At 45.7% G+C, this 22,919-nt stretch carries 12 protein-coding genes and 1 pseudogene; 2 read left to right on the top strand and 11 right to left on the bottom strand.

The genetic code is table 11. The annotated features are described in order from the left end of the window. On the top strand, positions 1–306 hold a 306-nt coding region (locus tag OCV81_RS15330), incomplete at its 5' end, for a transposase (RefSeq protein ID WP_148330814.1). Between the two features lie 177 nt (positions 307–483). Here the strand turns inward: OCV81_RS15330 and OCV81_RS15325 are convergent. Beyond that, positions 484–2,160, bottom strand: a complete 1,677-nt coding sequence (locus OCV81_RS15325; protein WP_148330813.1) for a RagB/SusD family nutrient uptake outer membrane protein — start codon at positions 2,158–2,160, stop codon at positions 484–486. A 20-nt stretch (positions 2,161–2,180) separates the two neighbouring features. Next, positions 2,181–5,354 (bottom strand): annotated as a pseudogene (locus tag OCV81_RS15320) (SusC/RagA family TonB-linked outer membrane protein). A 358-nt stretch (positions 5,355–5,712) separates the two neighbouring features. On the opposite strand from OCV81_RS15320, the gene OCV81_RS15315 reads away from it, so the two are divergent. Beyond that, a complete protein-coding gene (locus tag OCV81_RS15315) occupies positions 5,713–6,972 on the top strand; it encodes an alpha/beta hydrolase (protein ID WP_148330812.1) in 1,260 nt (419 codons plus the stop codon). A 34-nt stretch (positions 6,973–7,006) separates the two neighbouring features. Here OCV81_RS15315 and OCV81_RS15310 read toward each other — a convergent pair whose 3' ends face one another. The 9 genes from OCV81_RS15310 to OCV81_RS15270 form a co-directional block, all read right to left on the bottom strand. Further along, positions 7,007–9,232 carry a S9 family peptidase gene (locus OCV81_RS15310; protein ID WP_148330815.1) on the bottom strand — a complete coding sequence of 742 codons (2,226 nt, stop codon included), beginning with the start codon at positions 9,230–9,232 and terminating at the stop codon, positions 7,007–7,009. Positions 9,233–9,374: 142 nt separating this feature from the next. Then, entirely contained in the window at positions 9,375–11,783 is a 2,409-nt protein-coding gene (locus OCV81_RS15305) for a glycoside hydrolase family 127 protein (protein ID WP_148330811.1), read from the bottom strand. A 32-nt stretch (positions 11,784–11,815) separates the two neighbouring features. Continuing rightward, positions 11,816–14,230 carry a family 43 glycosylhydrolase gene (locus OCV81_RS15300; protein ID WP_148330810.1) on the bottom strand — a complete coding sequence of 805 codons (2,415 nt, stop codon included), beginning with the start codon at positions 14,228–14,230 and terminating at the stop codon, positions 11,816–11,818. Positions 14,231–14,249: 19 nt separating this feature from the next. Further along, complete coding sequence (locus tag OCV81_RS15295) at positions 14,250–16,973, bottom strand: glycoside hydrolase family 97 catalytic domain-containing protein (protein ID WP_148330809.1); 2,724 nt, start codon at positions 16,971–16,973, stop codon at positions 14,250–14,252. 142 nt (positions 16,974–17,115) lie between these two features. Next, complete coding sequence (locus OCV81_RS15290) at positions 17,116–18,024, bottom strand: DMT family transporter (RefSeq protein ID WP_148330808.1); 909 nt, start codon at positions 18,022–18,024, stop codon at positions 17,116–17,118. Beyond that, positions 18,021–19,394 carry an aminopeptidase P family protein gene (locus OCV81_RS15285; RefSeq protein ID WP_148330807.1) on the bottom strand — a complete coding sequence of 458 codons (1,374 nt, stop codon included), beginning with the start codon at positions 19,392–19,394 and terminating at the stop codon, positions 18,021–18,023. Before OCV81_RS15285 ends, OCV81_RS15290 begins: the two co-directional genes overlap by 4 nt. A gap of 12 nt (positions 19,395–19,406) precedes the next feature. Then, entirely contained in the window at positions 19,407–20,753 is a 1,347-nt protein-coding gene (locus tag OCV81_RS15280) for a DUF6055 domain-containing protein (RefSeq protein WP_148330806.1), read from the bottom strand. A 64-nt stretch (positions 20,754–20,817) separates the two neighbouring features. Further along, positions 20,818–22,554, bottom strand: coding sequence for a RagB/SusD family nutrient uptake outer membrane protein (locus OCV81_RS15275; RefSeq protein WP_148330805.1), 1,737 nt, complete (start codon positions 22,552–22,554; stop codon positions 20,818–20,820). 53 nt (positions 22,555–22,607) lie between these two features. After that, a partial coding sequence (locus OCV81_RS15270; RefSeq protein WP_148330804.1) for a transposase occupies positions 22,608–22,919 on the bottom strand: 312 nt, incomplete at its 5' end.

Below are 22,919 nucleotides of genomic sequence, written 5' to 3'. Positions count from 1 at the left end.
TCAAGGTACAGGGCACGGAACTGCAAGGGCTGTCCGTTAAGATGCCGGTGTCACAGAAGCCGGTCGGAAAGGATTGTGCAAGTGAATCATCGGCTGAGAAAAATCAAGGAAAGGGAACGTGAGAAACTCCTCTCTGCGGAAGGTCTTAAATACCGGAGCCAGCGGCCACAGGATGTGGAAGCCGTATTTGGAAACCTCAAGAACAACAAGCACTTCAAGAGGTTCCATCTCCGTGGGCTGAAAAAGGTGGAAATTGAATTTGGCCTGCTGGCCATAGCGCATAATCTTGCAAAAGTAGCCTCTTAGGAGGCTTCTGACGGGGGAAAACGGTTTAAAATGATGAAATTTGAAAGAGGAAACCTGGAAACTCCTTTTTTTTGAGGAAAATCCAAACGACTTCAATCTGATATGAAACGACAGAGGCCATCTCAATTCATTTTGAGACGGCCTCGTCCTTATCTATTATTCCTAAAGAAAGATTGATTACCAGCCCGGATTCTGCGGCAACAGATTCGGATTACGTTGCAATTCACCTGTAGGAATTGGGTACAAATACATCTTGTCGTCCCACTTACGAGCTTTCTCTGGAGATGCATAATTTTCATAAATTACCGTTTGATGGAATTGTCCATCCTCACCTTTGACATATTTTCCCATATAAGTCTGGCTATTCTCCAACAATTTTCCAGCTTTCCAACGCTTCAAATCAGCAAACCGGAAACCTTCGCCTGCCAATTCCACACGACGTTCTCGACGAATCTCTTGCAGCAAAGGAGACAAGTCATATCCCCAATTTGGCCAGTTGGTATCGACAAACCCAATGTCCAATTTTAAATCGGGCATTCCGACACGTTTACGCAACTGATTTATCGTCTTGTCCAAATCCTCTTGTGTAATCGTTTTCAGTTCAGCCTTAGCTTCTGCATTCACAAGCAAGGTTTCTGCATACCTATAAGCGATACCATCAATTGTACCTTTAGCCTCAATATCCTGTGAAGGATCGGGAGTGAAATATTTACGCACCCAATAGCCACTGGGACAATCTGCTCTCACAAAGTCCTCATCCTTAGTAATAAAAGTCATACCACCATCCACTGTCATCGTATAGGGTGCATCTCCTGTCAAAATCAACTGTTTGAAACGCGGGTCACGGTCCTGTGCTTCTTCAGCCATCGTTTTATTACGCTCATGTGCCTTCGAGGTAACCGAAGCAGGTTTTCCATCTGTATACAAAAAGCAATCCGCAAAATCTTTCGACCATCCACTCTTCGCATTCCGCAACCAATGGCAAGCATTATGCTCACGCAGCGCAGTCGCATAGTCAATATAAAGAATCGCTTCTTTCAAACTACTTTTATCTTCCATCACAAAAAGATTATAATAATCGACTTCCGGATGCCCGGTTTTATAAATCTCATAATGTGAAGAAGCGATTAGGGCATCTGTCGCGTCAGCTGCTTTCTGTAACAGACCTACCGCATCCGCATCATATCCCAGCTCTTTATGGTACTTATAATAAGTTCCCTCATTCAGACAAACACGGGCCATCACATGACGAGCTATATCTTTATTCAAGCGATTATTTTCTTCCTTTCCTTTCTCAGGCAACCATTCGACAGCAAACTCCAAGTCCTGCACAATTTTCTTTGCCACTTCATTTCTTGGCATTTTATTGCCATACAGTTCTTCGCTATCTATAGTCAGTTCACTTTCAAGCCAAGGTACATCACCAAATGTCTGGATTTTTTCAAAATACTCTAATGCTCGGAAGAAACGAATCTCTGCCACATACGGATTCATCTCTTCCTCAGATGCATTTACCCGTTTATAATGAGTCATAAAATAATTCAATTGCCGGATATTCTGCCATGATGCTTTTGTCCACCTTCCATCGTCACTACCCTCCGTAGGAACAGTATACTGTCCCCACAAAAAGGAGTTAGGCACGAATGGAATCTGATTATCACTGTCTTCATCCCCTAAATTGGTCACTCCCCCAGGCAATGTATTATAAAACGCATTGGCAAAAGTTTTCAAGTCACTGACAGACTTCCAAAATGTTTCATCATTCAGACTTTGTGGAGATCTGTCCAAAAAAGCATCGTTACAGCTTGTGAACGACAAGGCCGCAGCCATATAAAGTAAATATTGAATCTTCATAATTATTAATCAGCTAATAGTTAAAATACGACATTCATCCCTACCGACAACGACTTCTGTTGCGGATAACTATATGGATCAGATAATTCCGGATCAAATCCTTCCGGAGTATGCTTGAATGTCAGCAGATTTTCACCCGTAAAATAAATACGGCACTTCTGGATACCCCATTTTTGAGTCAATGCGACTGGAAGCGTATACCCAAAAGACAAAGATTTCAAGCGCAAATACGCAGCATTAACCAAATAACGAGTCTGGTTTCGTCCAATGGCTGTGCCTCCATTGAATCGAGCTACCGGAAGCCAAGCGCTGGTATTATTCACAGTCCAATAATCATTTGCCACCGCAACCGGCACCTGCCATTGACTTCCATATTGCCACTTGAATGTATTAGGAAGCATAATATCCCGTTTTCCTACACCTTGGAAGAAAATGCCCAAGTCAAAACCTTTCCAGTCGGCAGATATATTAAACCCGTACCGGAAACGAGCGCGATTGTTTCCTATAATTTTCTGGTCTCCGGGATTATCCACAGTATTATTTCCATTATCAACGATTCCATCGCCATTCACATCCATAAACCTTATATCTCCCGGAACCTTGTTGATTGCTCCATCTACCTTTGACTGGTCGGGTGCTTGCTTTATTTCATCCTCCGTCTGGAACAAGGTCGACTCATACCCCCAGATATCACTAATAATCTGTCCTTCATAATAAGGACTCGACAAAGATTTTGTAGGATTATCATACTTTGTAATCTCAGCTCTTGTATCCGACAAGTTAAATCCAAGGCTGTAATGCAATCCGTTTTCCAGCTGATCATTCCAAGTCAAAGACAATTCCCAGCCACGAGTCACCATATCTGCTGCATTCTCCTCAGGCTCGGCAGCACCTAGAATTGCCGGCAAAATTTTTCCAGGTCCCAGCATTCCAGTTGTAGCACGCTGATAATAGTCAAATGTACCCTGCAAACGACTCTGCAAGACCGCAAAATCCAATCCTAAATCCCATTGGGTTACTTTTTCCCATGTCACAATATTGCTGACCAAAGCTCCTGGTAACACATACGAATTCTTCTTGCCTCCCATTAAATAACTGTTTTGCCCTGTAGAATAATTAGACAAGTACACATACCAGCCATTATCCAAAGCCTGATTAGCCAGGCTACCATAAGAAGCACGAAGCTTCAATTCATCAAAAATATTATGGGTAATATTTTTAAACCAACTTTCTTCAGACAATCGCCATCCCAAGGAAAACGAAGGATTGAACACTGCACGATTGTGTTTCGGGAACTTAGAAGACAAGTCGTACCGCCCGTTCAGTTCCAACAAATAACGGTCTGCAAAGCTATAATTCACGCGGAAAAAACCACTTCTTGTGGCCCAACTATCATCCGAGTTCCCCACATATTTTTCTCCTGTAGCGGCATCCATTGAAGGAAGTTCATTGGATACAAGATTTTCACGCTGTGCTTAAAACGCCCGTGTATGCTTGGTTTCTTGATTAAAACCTAACATCACCTTAAAATAATGCTTGCCGAAAGTTCCTTCATAATCTCCGAACAAATTAAATGCATTATATGTATCATTTTGCTGATGTTCATACACATAATTAGGGTTTGTCCACTGGAACATTTGCAGAAACTTACCATCTATACCATACTCATCAAATGACTGTAAATGATTTTTTATATGTTCCGCATAATAATTGAATGTATAATCCATATTAAGCGTCAAGCCCTTAAGTGGAGTCAGTTTCAAGGCTAGTGTATTCCAAAAATCATTCTTTGTTGTTTTACGTGCGCCCCCATCGGTCAATATTGCTGCAAAGTTCGTATAATTACCCTGTCCGGACCAGTTCCCATCCGGATGCTTTACCGGCATCAAGGGCTGTGTATCATTGCCAATCCAATTCTCTCCATGCGCCCTATCCTGCACAATACCATCCAGTTCAGTACGGATAAAGCTCGTTTTCATTGAAACATGCATCCAATCATTAATATCATAATTGATATTATTTACCATATTGAATTTACGGAAACTTTCATTGCCATACCGCAAAAGCGATCCCTGATCAGTATATCCTACCGAAGTATAATATGTAGCCTTATCACTACCTCCATTGATATTGACATTATACTTTTGCACCGGATAGCTTTTCTTGTACATTTCTTTCATCCAGTCCGTATTCCCACAATAAGCATATTTCCCGGCCTGAGAATTGGCATATTGCCAACTATTCGGATCTGTAGCCACAAACACCGGAGAATTGTTTACCGGATCATTATAGTACGCTTCTATGTGTTCCATCTCTTCCTGGCTGAAGATGTTGCGTCCATTGGTAGTCTGCCCGGCCGCATTCATCCAAGTCATATATTCCATCGAATTCATGTAACGAGGACGGGTAGTAGGACTATTAAACGAAACAGAAGCATCGAAAGAGACACGAGTAGGCATATTCTTACGCCCGCTTTTGGTTGTTATCAAAATAACACCATACGCGGCACGTGCACCATAAATCGAAGCTGAAGCTGCATCTTTTAGAACTGAAACACTCGCAACATCTTGTGGGTTAATCAAGTTAGGGTCCATTTCCACTCCATCCACCAAAACCAACGGTGAACCTCCATTAATAGATGTTTCACCACGGACATTAAATGAAGAACCAGCTCCCGGCTTTCCACTCGTCGTTACATTCAGGTTAGGAATTGTACCTTGAAGTCCTTGTCCTAAGTTTACAATCGGACGATCAGCCAAGACTTTATCGTCCACAGCAGAAACAGCTCCTGTCAGGTTAGCCTTCTTTACTGTAGCATAACCCACAACTACAACCTCCTCTAAGGTCTCCGTATCCTCTTTTAAGACTATTTTTAACGGATTGCCATCCCACAAAATTTCCTGTGTCATATAACCGACATATGAAACGGTAATAACATCACCTTTTTTCACATTAGAAAGGTTAAACTCTCCATCAAGCCCCGTGATGGTACCGTTCGTCGTGCCCTTCACCACGACTGAGGCCCCAATAATCGATTCTCCATCACGATCTGTTACAAAACCCTCACAAGTAGTCTGTTGTTGTACTACCTGTGACTTCACAGCCTCTACATCGGGCATAGCTTGCATAAATCCGCAAGGAAGCCCCGACAAAAGCAAAAATGCACTTAATGATTTTAAATGCTCTTTAGTCATAGATTTAAGTTTAATAAGTTAAAGTCTCAAATTCAGATGCATAACAAGACCCATAATTCGCCTTTACAATCCACCTGATAAGTTTAGTTTTATGATAAGTTTATAAAAAGAGTAGTCCTTTTAAGTCTACAATTTAGTTTTATCTATTGTTTTTGCGTCACAAATATATAGATTTTCTTTATCATCGAGCAAGCGTTAAATTAAAGTTGATAAAAACAAAGCCTATAAATCAATCATTTTTAACGATTATATAATATAAAACCAACTTATTTTATTTCTATTTTTAATATATATAACATTTAAAGGAAAATCCTCTGATATATATCTACTATTTTTGTTTGAAAATATAAACCCTATCATGAGAAAAATTCTATCGATCCTAATTTGTGTGATGTTGCTATCTCTCCACCTCCACGCCCAGCAAACCAACCTGCAACGAGCCGCAAACATTCTGCGGTGGATGAAAGATGCCCAGAGCGACAGTATCTATGCCTGTTTCGATGCAAAGATGCAACAGGCCGTTCCTTTGTCGCAGCTAAAGGACATGTGGGCACAGGTGAAGCAACAACTTGGCCCGCTAGAAAAAGAGAAAGAATGGAAACAGGATGCAATCGACGGTACAGTGGTCTACTATACTGATTTGAAATTCCAACACGCTCCGTTACGCTTTCTGGTGGCCTTCAATACCGAAAATAAAGTGAGTGGACTCCGGTTGCTCCCGGTTCCTCCGGAAGAAAAACCCTTAGTTGTCCCGTTCGACAGTGTGCACTTGGAAGAATCCCCCATTGAAGTGACTACCGGAAATTACAAACTCCCCGGCACCCTCACCCGTCCGAAAGGAAAGACCCACCTCCCGATTGTCATCTTGGTACATGGTTCCGGCCCTCAAGACAGAGACGGAAGTATCGGCCCTAACAAAATTTACCGGGATATTGCCTGGGGACTAGCGGCAAAAGGTATAGCTGTACTCCGCTATGACAAACGTACGTATGTATATGGGAAAGCCTCCGTTCCGGAAGGCAAAGAGATTACCCCTGATGAAGAAGTGGTAGAAGATGCAGTTTCAGCTTGTCAGCTGGCGGCCTCTATGCCATTTATCGACAAACAAAAAATATTCTTAGCCGGACACAGTCTGGGAGGACTACTGGCTCCGCTTATTGCTACCCGCTGTCCGTCGGTCACTGGACTTATTCTGCTGGCCGCTCCGTCCCGTCCACAAGATGACATACTTAAAGAACAAATACGTTATTTGGGCTCATTGAACGGGAACACGGATGAAACGCTTCTCGCCCAACAATACCAGCAAGTGAAAGCCGCTGCTCCTCAAATCTATTGGGACTATCTGGATAAATATGCTCCTGTCATGACCGCCTGCTCCTTGTCTGTTCCGATGCTCTTCCTGCAGGGAGAACGTGATTATCAGGTAACGATGCAGGATTTTGCCATGTGGAAACTAGGGATGTTTGGCAAAACGAATGCCACGTTCCTCTCCTATCCGACATTAAACCACTGTTTCATGGAAGGTACCGGAAAATCCACGCCGATGGAATACAATCACCCCGCACGAGTTTCTGAAAAAGTAATGGAAGATATAGCAAAATGGGTCACTCAAAAATGAATGACCCATTTTGCTATCTGTAAAACCGGATGATTTATTTCCCGATTTTGATTTTATCCCATGACGGAGGAGTAACTCCCATCAAATTGCGGACAAAGAAATCATATCGTTTGTGTTCGCCAAAATCCTCTCCCATGGTATGGTGAGCACCCGGAATCACCACCAGTTCAAAGTCCTTATTGGCTTTTACCAACGCGTTGACCACCTGCATCGTAGAAGACGGATCTACATTGTCGTCCAATTCGCCGACGACCAACATCAGCGGACGAGTCAGCCGATAGGCATTGTCCACATTCGAACAAGCACTATAAGACTCATCTACCGGATATCCCATCCAAAGCTCGTTCCACCAAATTTTATCCATGCGGTTGTCGTGACAGCCACAAGCTGAATAAGCCGCCTTATAGAATTCTGGATGGAACAGCACGGCTCCTGTAGATTCCTGTCCGCCGGCTGAGCAACCAAAAATACCGACACGGTCGATGTCCATATAAGGATATTTCTGTGCGGCAGCCTTAATCCAGGCAATATGGTCGGGCAGTCCGGCATCTTTCAAGTTCTTGTAGCATACTTCCTCAAATTCTTTGGAGCGGAAAGAAGTGGTCATACCGTCTACCTGTACCACGATAAATCCAAGTTCAGCCAAAGAAGTCATCCACCAGTTATAAGAAGAGAAAGTCTTCGGCACATACTGGTCGCCCGGACCGGAATAGATATATTCAATCACCGGATATTTCTTCGACGGATCGAAATTGGACGGGCGATAAATGATACCCCACATGTCGGTCTTTCCGTCACGCCCTTTGGCTGTGAACACTTCGGGTGCCTTCCATCCGTTCGCCAGCAACGCAGAGATATCTGCCTTTTCCAGCTGCATACGGATTTTTCCATTCTTCGCCTCACGCAGCACTGCCACCGGTGCTTGGTCTACCTTACTGTACACATCCACCAGATACTTATAGTCGGGCGAGTACCAGCACTGGTGCATCCCCTCTTCGGGAGTCAGTTCCACCAAATTGCTGCCGTCGAAGTTGATTTTATAGTAATGAATCAAATAAGGGTCTTCCTTTTTATTCATGCCATTGGCAGAAAAATAGATCACCCCGTTGGCCTCATCCACATACTGTACGCCGCGCACGTACCATTCTCCTTTGGTTATCTGATTCAACGGTTTTCCGGTAGCCCGGTCATACATATACAAGTGATTGTAGTTGTCCCGTTCACTTGACCAGATGATACGCTTGCCGTCGCTCAGGTAATTCCGGTAAATACGCGGATAGTTCACGTATTTCTCTTCTTTTTCTTCAATCAACGGACGAACCTTGCCATCGACTGCCGACATTTCCAATACCCGATATACCTTGTGACCACGTTCGTTGTATTCAAAGGTGATGCCTTTGCTGTCTGCATTCCACATCGGAGCCGACAAATCATACTGGTGACTGAACAACTCAGTGGAAGGAATCAACCGACGACCAGATTCCACCTCAAAGATACAAGGCACCTTGAAACGCAGCTCATCGCCCGGTTTGGCGTACTCCTGTTTATGTAGCTTCGGCTGTGACTGGTCGGCAGGAGAAGACTCTACATAATACACATAGCGTTTCTCCACCGGACGAATCCGACAAGATACTACCGACTTAGAGTCGGGCGACCACTGGATATAAGAAGAATAATAGTTGCTCAATGTACCGTCCTGGCTCAACTGTTTTTCCTTTCCAGTAGCCACTTCACGCGCATACACATTGTCATTCTTGATGAAGGCCACCCATTTGCCATCGGGAGATGTCACCGGACCTCCGTTTTTTTCATCATCCACTTCCATCCAATGGCGTTCTTTCCCACGGGGAGGCACCATTCCTTCATCCAGCAAACGGTTATGTTTGATGCTGTAAGCCCAGAACTTTCCATCCAGTTGGAAGCGCAACGTATCAAGCGACGCATTCAGCCAGCAATTCTGAAGCGGAAGATGATACGCATCCACCTTACGACCCGACTTTTCAGACAAAGCATTGGCCATTTTCTGTTGATCGAACAGCGCTGTTCTTTTGGCAGATGCCGCATCCACTTTCACATACTCATTCCCTTTCTCGGTCTGACGTACATACCAGAAAGAAGAAGTATGTTCTACCCAATGTGGCACCACTCCTGCATAAAGCACCTGCTTCATACTGTATTTCTCCCGAAGCGCATAAGCCCGGTTATAATCTTCTACTGTACCTTGTGCAAAAAGCGGCATACAAGATACACTACCCAACATGATAGACAAAAGTCCTGATTTCCAAAAATTGTTTCCCATTGTGTCTTATTTTACAATTCGGGACTTCAGATATTCTTCCATCATACCTAAGAATACCCAAAGCCCCGAATCTGGTTGCATTATTATCTATAAATCAACATGGTCATTTCACTTCCCATTCATACAATCCTGAAGAGTTCTTATCCGGCTGCACAACCTCCAGTTTGACAGCCTTGGTCTTTACCGGTTCAAACTCTACCGTATTTGGATTGCCTTTCTGTACGCCATATCCCGTAAGATTCTGTACCGGAGTCCAGTTGCCGGAAGCATCTTTGTAATAAATCTTCCAAGCTTTCGGCACACGGCAACCTCCCCATGGTGCATCGTCAAACCAGTAAACCGTAGAGCTGGAAACTTCCATCTTTTCCGGAAATTCGTAAGAAATCCATTCCGTAGTACCTTCTTTCGGCCACCAATGATAATAAGGAATGGTACGGTCGTTTTCATCCTTCGGCACCAGCCCGTCGGTGATGGCAGACAAAGAAGTCACTTTATGGGATGCATCTATCTTACTCTTGGAAGCCAAGGTAGGAATAGCTACCGGACGAGTGGCACTTACTTCATTCGGCAACCATACCGCCATGTTACCGGCTCCACGGTGAGCCCATGCATAATACGGAATCATTGTCAGTGTATGATCTTTAGCCACCAGACGACCCGACTCATCGTATTCCAAGGTCTGGGCCTGTGTCTTGATTTCATTAATACCATACAGCAAATCCGGTTTTTCTACCACTTCAAACTTCGGCGTGCGGTTCATCAAGACACTCAACACATCGAAATCGTTATCCGGCCATTCTGCACAATAGACAATCGGGCCCCGTTCTACAGACACCCGACCACGGTCAGCTTCCACTTTACCGTTAGCTCTTACCGTGCGTACGTTCATATCAAAATGGATTTCTACCTTATCTCCCTTCTTCCATTTCCGGTCGATAGTCAGATATCCTTTCTCCAAATCCGATTTCACTTCTTGTCCGTTTACTTTCACACTGTATTTCGGACGACTGCCGTCTGTATAGGTGTACAGGTCACTTGGAACTACCTGGTTGCGAACCCATCCCGGGATACGGATCTTCATGGCAAACTGTCCGGCTGAATTGCGGTCTACGGCCAATGTGATATCTCCATTCCAAGGATAAGAAGTGGTCTGTGACAAAGTCACCTTCTTGCCATTTACTTTCAGCGTAGCATTGTTGGCAATGAACAAGTTGACATACACATCCTTGTCCTTTACCGCATACACATAACCCGGTACAGACGGGATGAAACGGCAGATGTTAGACGGGCAGCAGGCACAACCGAACCACGGCTGGCGCTGATGCTGTCCCATGGATTCCAACGGATTCGGATAGAAGAAAGCACCTCCATCCAGTGACACACCTGAAATCAGTCCGTTGTACAATGTACGTTCCAGCACATCATAATACTTGGAGTCCCCATGCAAGAGGAACAGACGGTAATTCATATACACATTTCCGATAGCCGCACAAGTCTCACAGTAAGCCGACATGTTGGGAAGTTCATAATTCTTTCCGAAAGCCTCTCCATTGTTAGTGGCTCCAATACCACCGGTAATATACAATTTCTTGGAAACGATGTTCTCCCAAATGCGGTCGATGGCATGCACATACGCTGTGTCTCCCGTCAAAGCAGCCACATCGGCCATACCGGAATACATGTAAGCCGCACGAACGGCGTGACCTACTGCCTCATCCTGTTCAATCACCGGCTTGTGAGCCTGACTGTATTCATCCCGGCGGGAAGTGTAGCCACGTTTGTCCAGGAAAAATTTAGCTTCATCCAAATATTTCTGGTCACCTGTTACCAGATACAGTTTGGCCAACGCCATTTCAGCAATCTGATGCCCCGGTACACGCACCTGCTGTCCCGGCTTGTCACCGATTTCCCGGCAGACACAGTCTGCATAACGAATTGCGATATCCAGAAAGTTGCGCTGTCCCGTAGCCTGATAATGTGCAATGGCTCCTTCAATCATGTGTCCCAGATTATAGAACTCATGACTCAGCTCCTCCACCTTTTCCCAGCGTTTGCTACCCGCCCATTCATGCGGATGTTTGGGGTTCATGGTACGTGCCGTGTACAAATAACCATCGGGCTCCTGTGCAGCTGCCACAATCACCAGTACACTGTCGATGTACTTCTTCAATTTCTCATCCGGATACGTCTGAAGCAGATAACTTGCTCCCTCAATAGTTTTGTACACATCCGTATCATCAAACGAATACCCTGTCACCTTGTTGTCTTCACTCGGGTGAGCAGCCATTTCAAAATTCTTGTAACGTCCGGTTTCTTCACATTTGCTGAAAGCCAACGGAATCGTTACCTCACGGCTAGCCTTCAAACGCTGTCCCCAAAAAGAATCCGTCAGTTTTACCGAAGTAAACGGAACCGGATCAATCGGATAGCCATGTGCCGGAGTTTTCTTCTGTGCGTACGCCCCGCCTCCAATCAACGAAAAGAGCAGAGCTGAAATCACTAGTTTTTTCATGGTTTCATTGTTTATTTATAGGTTCTTGTTTTTCATTTATTTTCCAATGGGAGAGCTTCATCCCAAATATTCAACGCATGCACATAACCGCTGAACGGCCAGTTGCCTTCCGCATTCTGTCCCAAAGTTACAAATTGTACCGGTTTTATCAGCAACTGAATGTCTTTCGAACTGATTAATTGGTCATTTATATACACTTTTTCTATTCTTCCATCAAAAACCACATAAATGTGCTGCCATTTCCCGGCCAAACTCTTGGCATCTTTATAACCCACGTCTTCATACCAGCCGTAATGGTTCAGCATACCGCAGCGTGGTTCTGTCCCGTTCACCAACATAATTTTTTCCATTTCATCGTGTGAACTGGTAAAATCGGCCACGCATTCATTTTCCGCCAGTTCCGGGTTCAACACCCACGCTTCCAAAGTGTAAGGCGCATTATCGCGAAGTGTAGCCGGCAACGTAAAGCTGGAGCGGAAGAACTGCTCGCCTTCAAAGCGGAAAGCCTTCTTTCCTTGCACTTCCTCCACCACTACCGGCGCCTTCTGTGCCTCGAAATAACCTTCCACTACACCCTTATTCGGGATATACGGTACCGTATCTCCTACGGCAAAATCTTCGGCTGTCATAGACACCAGCAACTCTTTCTTTACACAATCGGAAGCTTCCACACGTACCAGTCCAACCGTCGCATCGTATGCCTTCTCCGCTTCTTCCTGTTTCCAGTTATAATACCGGAAATTCGTCACGGCCAGTTCCTGACCTGAAGCCTGAATCACCACTTTTCCGCGTTGCACATAGTCTTCTGCCGACTTGGAAGTCCAGCGGTTGTTTTCATATACCCAGACGGTAGCCGTATGTTCCTCTTTCGGATTGATGACCGGTGATTCGAATTCCAGCTGCGTACCCGGTGCCAGTACAATAGCCTCCTGTCCGGCTATACGCTTGCGTGAAACCTGTCCGGTCTTCAGTCGGAAGATACCACCCAGCATACCGCCGTCGTTCTTCCATTCTGTGCCGTTCCAGTCCAAGCCTGAAAGGCCCATCCACAATTGAGGAGAGGCCGTTTCATACGCCCCAAACACCTTGATGTTCCACAACGCACCGGCAAAACCGTTTTTCTGTGTACCCGTGGTTGTCAACCGTACATAACGTGCATCCGTTTCCCCAAAATCCACCATCGGACTTCCAGCCAGATAATTGTGACGCTTGTCCGCAAAAACCTTCCATTGCTTTCCATCCACTGAGGTTTCAATCAAGTATTGATAATACGACGTACCGTATTCAAATTGCGTCCAGATAGTACGTATCTTTTCCACCTTCTGCAAATCAATTTCAATCCATTCCTGCCCCATGGTTTTCGGACGCCACAACGTTCCGTTATTGTCATCCACCGCATATTCTGGCAAGAAATTCGCATCATAATACGAAGAAGCCTTGACCGGTTTCCCGTATGCCAAATTCTTCGATTTCAAGATACTCTTGGCAAAAGCACCGACTCCACTGTGTGTTCCTTCCACCGGTACAATCGAACCATCGGCATTAAACTCCAGTTTGTCTATGCAAAGCTGGCGATGGAATCCCCGGTTGGAATGCGGATTGTCGTGACGATGATAGACAATATAGTAGTTGTCGCCTTCCTTCAGAATACTATGATGCCCCGGACCATGCACCGTACCGTCGGCCGAGGTTTTCAGTACCGTACCTCTGTACGTATAAGGACCGAGCGGTCCCACCGTGCTTGTAGCATACTGCACATGATACGTACTGTCATGACAAGAATCAGAAGAATACATGAAATAATAAATACCGTTCCGCTTCATGACAAACGGAGCCTCAAAAAAGTCCTTCACCTCCGTATTGGGAATCAATTTCGTTTCCACAAAACCTTTCATGTCGGGTGTCATTTTCCCTGCCCCGCAACCAAAGCCTTTGTAAATACCCCATGTTCCCCAGTACAGATACACGGAACCATCGTCATCCACAAACGACTGTCCGTCCAGTGTGATCGCATTTTTTACAAATCGGTCGGGTACCAGGACCGCCTCACTCTCGCCGAGCACATTCTTCCACGGGCCACGTGGCGTTTCGGCCATTCCTTCATACACATTACACGGCTGACAATAGAACATCCGATATGTTCCATCCGTATGTTTCATCACATCCGGTGCCCAAATCCAGTGACTGTCCGGCCAGTTCATCGGCATAATGGTCCAGTTCTCAAAATCCTTGCTGCACCACACCTGTGAAGGACCAAAGCCGGCTCCACTTCCATCGGTCGTGGCATATACATAATATGTGTCTCCAAATTTCTTTACAGTAGGGTCTGCAAAATAACCGGGAATAAAAGGATTGCCTGCTCCCGGTGTATTCCACTCCACTTTCTGTGAATACGCCGCCTGCAAGGCCATTCCCAGAAACAAGCCCGTCAAAACTTGCTTTTTCATTGTGTTTCTCTTTTTCTTATTACAGGTGAACTTCATTCAAAATAGGTATCTCTATCTCATAAAAATATTCTTTCAGCAGCTGATACATCTCCGGATCGTACGATTTCAGTTTCGTACGACGGTTCATGGAATTATGCACTTTGTCGGGAGTCTCCGAATAACGGTTGCAGTTGAAAAACGACTGTACACATTCTGCGAAGTACTCTTCCTTGTTTGAGATGGCATACGTATCTTTCCACAAACCTTTTGCAATGGCATGCTGACGGCATTCCTCCAAGCGTTCGTTAAAATCAGGCTCTACCCCCACTATACCGATGGTGTGGAACAAATGCGCAAACTCGTGAATCAAGATATTCTCACCCACATAGCGGTCGCCCGGCAAAGCCAGCACATTCTCTTCTCCACAGCTGGCCGAGAAATCATCCTCCGGCGCCCCGCCAAATCCCCGGGCCCGCTTGTTCCAAAAAGCAATGTTCTCCGGCGTATTGCAGATATGCGCATATTCCGGCAAGTCGCACACCTCTTCATGCTCTCCGATAATCATCACATGACAGCCTTTGCTCACCATCTCTTTCTTAATGTCCGGGCGCTTGGCCGTCATCAGTGAAATTATCTCGTAGGCTTTTTCCAATGCCTCGTCGCGTACATGCTCCGAAGACACGATATACAAGCCGTCTACTGCCAAGTATTTCTCATAGAAAGCAGGAATCCCCTTTCCTTCCGGTACAGCCGAAGGCTTCACTTCTGCCACAAACGTACGTTCCAGTTTCAAGGCGAAACCACCTCCCGAAGCCAGATGGATGGGCAGTTTTGTATTGGCATCTACGATGAAGGTCTGCTTTACGTAATCTTCCGCCTGACGAGAAGCATTGATACCGTCTTTAAACAACGTACATCTATACTTCTCCCCTTTGCCCAGGAACGAGAAGTCCAAGGTGATATCCCGCTCATCCCAATTGGTCATTCCACCGATATACCAGTTGATATCTTTCTTTCGGACCGTCACAATCGACTCACCCAGTTTACCCGAGTAAATAAACGTAGAATCCACCTCCACCGGAATCGAACTGATGAAATCCACACATTCCTGCTCTTTCAAGTAATTTGTCGGCGCGTCGCACAACATCGTAAACGGAGAATCATGTACGATGTAAGCTGCCAGCTGATGACAACGCGTCCCCATGCTGGCCGGAGTAGAATACATCGGCTGGAAGTCACGTTTCGACAAGTTCCGCATCGCCCCCGGCGTATAGTCCACGTATCCCGCCATCAAGCGGATGTAGGGGAAAGTCACATCGTAAAGCGGCATGTTCTTTTCCACCTCACTCCATTTCATTTCCTCCATACCGAACACACTCTCATAGTTCACCACGTTCGGATACGTACGGTTCAGCCCTGTCGGTTTGTAGATGCCGTGATAGTCCAGCATCAGTTTATATTCTGCCGCCTTTGCCGCAATACGATAAATCATCTCTACAGCTTTCTGATCATCCCTATCCAGAAAATCCACCTTGAATCCCTTGATACCCATCTCCGAATATTTCCGGCAAGCCTCATCCAACTGTGAATCCAACACGTTGAATACTGTCCAGAGAACCAGTTCCACTCCCTTGCTCTTTCCGTAACGAACCAGCTCCGGCAGATCCAGTTCCGGAATCACCGTCAGCATGTCCCCGCTCTTCGGATCGTACCATCCTTCATCCAGCACCACATATTCCAGCCCGTTTCGGGAAGCAAAATCGATATAATATTTATACGTATCCATGTTGATGCCCGCCTTGAAAGGTACTCCTTTCAGGTTCCAGTCATTCCACCAGTCCCAGGCCACCTTTCCCGGTTTCACCCACGAACAGTCGCCGATACGGTTTGGCGAAGCCAAGGCATACACCAGATTATTCACCGGCATGTCCGTATCTTTTTCCGTAATGGCCAGAATACGCCACGGATACGTGCGGCTACCTTTTACATGCGCGATATAATCTTCCGTTTCCGTCACATACTCCTGCTTACGCCACGGATAAAAGTCCGTCTTTTTCGGATAAGGAGCAAACACCCCCCTCAAGGTCTGCTTCCCGTCCGGCTGCACGAACATACCCGGATACGCCTCCAAGTCCGACTCCAGCAACGTCACCTTCACCTGCCGGCAATCCACTGTAACCGGCAAGAAAGCCAGTTCCTGCGGCGCTTCCGACAACGGTTTCACTTCATACGTATTCTGGTATGCCATCGCCATCGGCTTTTCCTTGTTCGTGGAATAAGGCAGATAGGCCGTATAATCACCGGCAAACCGGAATTCTGCGATTTCATTCTTGATAATCAAATCCTCTTTTGAAGAAGTATAAAAGCGATAAGCCACTCCTTCGTTGTAAACACGGAAACATACTCCATACTCCCCTTTCAGCTTCAAGTTCATTTCATTGCAAACAGCCTGAAATGACTTGAAGCGATAAAAAGGTGCGTCAACATCCTGAATCATCTTTTTAGTCTTGGAAGAAATCACTTTCTCCCCGCCTGCTGAAGCAGACTTCTTTCCTGTTTGAATTAACCCTAATTTACTATCTACAACAATAAGAGAGTCTTTATGATATATACAATAAGTCAACCCACCGGCAGCGGATGAGACCTCCACCTTCAGGTGTTTGTCCGGCGACTGCACGACATACACTTTATTACCGGCCGCCATCACAGAAAAGCAACCGCAAAGCCACAAAACGGCACTGAATAGAAATGAAGCATTTTTCATACCCATAGAATTATTTTTCCAGTTACAAAGAAAGAAGATAAACGAATAAATCCCTGACAGGGAAGTCTGAAACGATAACAATATCATCCCAAAATCTCTCCTCCTGCACTCAGAAGGAGAGATTTTGTATTATTTTTTCATCCTACTGGACGATTTTTGCCTGAGGCTTGGTCTTCACAAAGTATTGGTTGAACACGATGCCCAGCACAATCATCACCAGTCCGATGTAAGTGGTAAAGACGATGCGTTCGCCCAGCACCACGGAGATGAAAAACAATGACATGAAAGGAGACAGATAACACAGCTGGTTTATCAACGCCGGATTGGAGGTCTTCCGCATGGCCAGTCCGAAGAAAATAAAAGGAATGCCCATTTCAAAACCACCCACATACATACCCGACAATACCCCGGTCAGAGAATGTAAGTTCAATCCGCAGAACAAAGCGCCGATCGACAAATAAACCGAACCGAACAAAAAAGTCAGGAACAACACCACACTCCCGTCTGTCTGCACCTTATTCCGGTTGTTGAACATCCAGTAGGCAGCCCATAGCACCGCACTCAATGCCGCCAACAGAAAGCCTTCGGCCGACACGGTCATTTCACCTTCAAAACCTGTACCGATGGAAATCAAGGCGACTCCTGCCAACGATACAAACATCCCGATATATTTCTTTTTCGGAATCGGCTGCCCGGCAAACAGCGCCAGCAAAATCAGCAGCACAATCGGCCAAGCATAGTTGATGGGTTGTGCCACCTGCGCCGGCAGCAATTCATACGCCTTGAACAACACCAGATAGTAGGCCACCGGATTCAGTAGTCCCAACGCCGCATAATATCCCCATTGCTTCCCGGTCAGGTTTCCCAGCAGTCTCCATTTCCGCTGTACGGTGAGCAACACCGTAAATATCACCAGTGAGGTCAGGCTGGCCACCCACAACATTTCAAAATGCGTCAGGTAACGCAGCGCCATCTTGAACGCCGTGGCTACCGTCGACCAGCTCAATACCGCCACACAGGCACACGCAATCGCTTTGTTATCGTTCGTCATCTCATCGCCTCCACTTCTTCGGTTGTCAATGGAATCCTCTGGCCCAGCCGCCGTGCCCCGGTGGCCGTAATCAGGTAATCCTCTTCGTTACGCAAGCCCGTAAAGTCACGGTAACTCTCCAATTTCTCATAATTGATGAAATCCGTAAAGCGATGCTCTGATTTCCAATAATCTATCAGCTCCGGAATGAAATAAATACCCGGTTCAATGGTCAGCACGAACCCCGGTTCCAGTTTCCGGGCCAGACGCAGCGACTTCCGTCCGAACTGTGTACTCTTGGGCTGTCCGTCATAGCCGACCCACACTTCACCCAAGTTCTCCATGTCGTGCACATCCAGTCCCATCATGTGGCCCAGTCCGCAAGGGAAAAACATCGCGTGTACTCCCTGTTCCACGGCATCCGCCGGATTGCCTTTCATCAAGCCCAGTCCTTTCAAGCCCTCACAAATCACCCGGCAAGCCAAATCATACACATCCCGGAAATACACTCCCGGCTTCAAGGCATCCACCGCCGCCCGATGCGCCGCCACCTGAATGTCGTACACATCCTTCTGACGGCTGGTGAATTTCTTTCCGGCACAGATGGTAGACGACATGTCTCCAGCATAACCCATCTCCGTTTCTGCACCTGCATCCACCAACAGCATATCACCTTCCTTCACCGTATGACCGTAATAGTGGTTGTGGAGCGTTTGTCCGCACACCGTGGCGATGGTCGGGAAAGACAGACGGCATCCGTGTGCCCGTGCCACTGCCTCCAATGCGGCAGCCGCTTCGTATTCCTTCATACCGACGCGCAACACCCGCATGGCTTCCAGATGCATTTCTGCCGTCACATCACAAGCCCGTTCAATCTCCACGATTTCCTCTTCCGTCTTATAATTCCGCAAATTAACAACCCCTTTGATAAACGGTACAGAAGGAATCTCTTCCCCCGGTTTTACTCCTAACAAATCCATCAGTTTCAACCGATGCTCGGCCCGGTAGGGCGGCAAATAATGCACCATCCGCTTTTGTGCCACCACTTTCTGCACGTATGTCTTCAGTTCCGCCAACGGGCGCGTTTCCGTCACCCCTACCCGCTGCGCTTTCTCGCGCAAGGTCGGCTGCGTGCCCATCCACACAATATGGTCGATGGTCAGTTCATCGCCAAAAATGATTTCACGATCCTCATCAATGTCAATCACGGCAGCCAGTCCGGCATACGACAACCCCCAGAAATACAGAAAAGAAGAATCCTGCCGATAATCGTACGTGTTGTCCTCATAGTTCATTCCACACTCGTCGTTCCCTAAAAAGAGGAGCAGACCTGAGCCCACACTCTCCTTCAATTGCCGCCTGCGGGCGACATACGTTTCTTTTGCAAACATAGTTTTATCCATTTAGTCCTTTAAATCCGTTCCTTTCAGTTTGATGCGATAAGGCCATTGTGCATCTTTTTCCCTGCTCCGAGGCGAAGGGTTCATCCAATGCTCCTCCGGTGCTCCCATCACTACCAACCACAAATATACTAACTTCTCGTTTTCAGGTACTTTAAAAGTCAGTTTTCCTTTCTGCTTGGCACTCATTTCCCCATACAGACTTTTTCCATCTGCCTTTACGGCCACAAATCCATACCGCCAGCCTGCCTTTTCCGGATGAACCGATACATACCCGTCCTGCGGGCCTTTCAATCCTTCAAATTGTAAGGTTACCTTCGTTCCCGGTTCCGGGACCACCAACGGAATGACATTGAAGCCGTAGTTTTCGGGACAAACCTCGGCAGGCACCTGATACCATCCGTCAGCCTGCTTCGACAGCTTACAATCATACTGGTTGGCATAAGGGCGCGTATTCTTCCACACCCGTTCAAAGTCCAAGTTCACCAAATGACGGCTGGCATCGAACATCTCGTCGCAGAAAGCCTCCTGCGACAGTCCCGTCAGCCGTTTATACGTCATCACCGGGTCTTCTCCCTTCTTTCCCTGCCGGAAAAGTTCGGCAATGATGGGACGTCCCCTCTTCATCCCCCAATACTCCAGGATGTACGGAGAGTGATAGATATTCTCCAAGTGCAAATACGCCTTGTGCGTCAGTTTCGTAAAGGCATCCCAGTGATAACGCTCGTCGGTCTGCCAGTCCGGATTGACCTGCCACAACATCCATTGCGAAGCCATCTCGAAGAAACCGGAGCCTCCCCAGGCCTCTCCTGCTCCGTCACACGAGATCTGCGACTGGAAACTGTGGCCCAGTTCGTGTGCCACACAGTTCAGCTTTTCATCCTGAATACGGTTGGGTGCCACCCACAAAGCTCCAATCTGCTGGTCATAATCCCCGCCGTAGGCTGTTCCCTCAAGCGAATAGTTAATCATGACCATCATCCGGTAACGGTCGCTCTTCGACCCCGGCTTGGTGAATTGCAGGGAATCCCGGAAGAACGTATAAAACTTTTCCAGCTTATCCGTCAAGTTGTTCAAATCCACATGCATGTCGTGTCCTTCCAACTGAGGAGGATTCGCCAGGTCATTGCCGAATCCCTTCTCCCAAAATATCGCCACATTGTCCGTGCAGCACATCCGCTGATAGCTCCATTTAGAGTCCGGGTTATGGAGGTCCATGCCCTGCAAATCCTTGGGGATGTAGATTTCTTTGCCTTTTACATTACCACAAAGTTCTTTAGGACAAACATTCTGCCCCAAAGAAACTAAATTTAAACCTAAAAATGCTGATAGTAATAGTAACTGTCTCATGATATTAAAATAAAAAAATGAGCGTAATAAGACTTCTGTCCTATTACGCTCTACTAAAAGTTAATTAATCTTCATAAGGGAGTCCATCCAATTGTGGACATTTATTCAACTCATAACGAGGAATAGGCATCCAATACATTTCTTCTTTGAAATTCCGTTGCTGCAAAATCGTTGTATTATGAGAATACAACAGTGAGCCATCACCTAGTTTATAAATCTTCATAGCTGTTGGACAATTTTCAGGAGAATAAGCTTCCTCCATTCTCTTCCATCTACGCAAATCGAAGAAACGCTGTCCTTCAAACATCAATTCCACGGCTCTCTCCTGTTCATATTTTTCGCGAATATTACTTACATCAGTCAACGCCGGTAACAATGCACGAGTACGAGTCTTATTGATATAAGACAAAGCTTCATTATCATTACCCAATTCAATCTGACATTCAGCATAATTCAAATAAAACTCAGCTAACCGGAAGAAAATCCATGGAGTATTATCCATTACTGTCTCATCCCATTGGTTATAATTAGGATTCATAAACTTACGTAAATAATATCCAGTCTGGGTTGCATTCCAATATTCTCCACTCGTATAGGTAGGAGACTGTTCTCCTGAAATAACTCCTTCAGCACCAGACTCATAAATTTGAATAGGATGATTATCCTCACCATATCCCCACAATGCACCATCATAAAGAATATTCGCATAAAAACGCATTTCACGATTTTCCCATGGCGAATCCTTTGTGGCCACAACAGACTCATCCTTATAAACAATATTACCTGTAGCTGGATCTACACTTGGGACTTGAATGCTATAATTAGTCAGATTCTTCATTTCAAAGTCTGAGCCATCCTTAGTTTGGTACATATTCACTATATTATACGTAGGCAACCATATTCCCCATCCATTATAACCATTATAAGCTCCCGGAGGCGCTGACATCGGATAACTCTGAGAATAAGCTCCCCCACTCACAGTATTATACAACTTCTCAAATATAATCTCAGGGTTTTCAGGGTCACAGAATAATGCTGCATATTCTTCATAATCATTTACCTGTGGAAGAGTATACACTCCTTGATCCGCCAAATCAATCACGGCCTTCTGCGCATCCGCAGCTTCTTGCCACCTTTCTCTTGAAGGTGTACCAAACAATGGACTTGCCTTATAAAGCAGCGTACGGGCTTTTACCGCCAAAGCAGATTCTTTTGTAGCCCGACCAAAATCTGTACTACTATAGCTAAGAGGCAAAATGGCAGCAGCTCGATCACAGTCTGCTACAATAGAGTCTGCCACTTCATCCATATCAGCCCTTGTTTCCGTCCATTCTGAATCAATGTCGCAAGTATGATAAATCAATGGCACACGTCCATACAATGAATATAATTGGTGATAATAAAATGCACGCAGAAAATATCCCTGTCCCTTGATTTCTTCCTTACGATTTGTATCGTCTTCCGAAGCTACAGGGACCTCATCCACTCTTTCCAACAACTGATTCACATTCTTTATCGCATTATAATAGAAATACCAAGTATTTCCTCTTGCTTCAGAATATCCGACATTATAATTATCACACGAAACATTTCCTAAAGTATACACTTCCGTTGCATATCCCGCACGATGATATATTTCATCCGTATAACTACAGAAAGGCACACCATTTTGGTTTTCACCTTCAACCCAGCTATAGCAATTATTCAAGAAAGCCTCTGCATAATCCAAATTTCCCCAAACAGCAGCATCCGTCAGCTGATTATGTGGTTCTACATCCAGGAAATCAGAACATGCCACCATTCCTACTCCTACCAGAGCACATAATGTATTTTTAACGTGAGTTCGATATAAAATTAGAAAATAGACAGTTGTCCGTCATTGGCAAAGTTAACGTCAATGGCGGGCTTCTTTTCAAAAAAGCAGTATGCTGCAATAGCCGACAAAGAGTTGACTATAAAGTTATTGAATGAACGATGTCTGGAGTGTTCTATCTGTGCTATGTTCTTCAGCTCGTCATTGACCGTTTCAATCAAGGCCCTTTTTCTGAGCAGAATCTTGTCGGCTATACTCATCAGCGAGTTCTTCATATTGTTTTTAACTTTAGTGACAAGCTGAATGCCATCAAGGAAAAGGTTCTCGAACAGAGCTTGGCCAATATATCCTTT

This window comes from Phocaeicola fibrisolvens (assembly GCF_025567125.1).
Taxonomy (GTDB): Bacteria; Bacteroidota; Bacteroidia; order Bacteroidales; family Bacteroidaceae; genus Phocaeicola; species Phocaeicola fibrisolvens.
The sequence above is the reverse complement of the archived record's forward strand: the minus strand, read 5'-3'. Positions and strand labels throughout refer to the sequence as shown.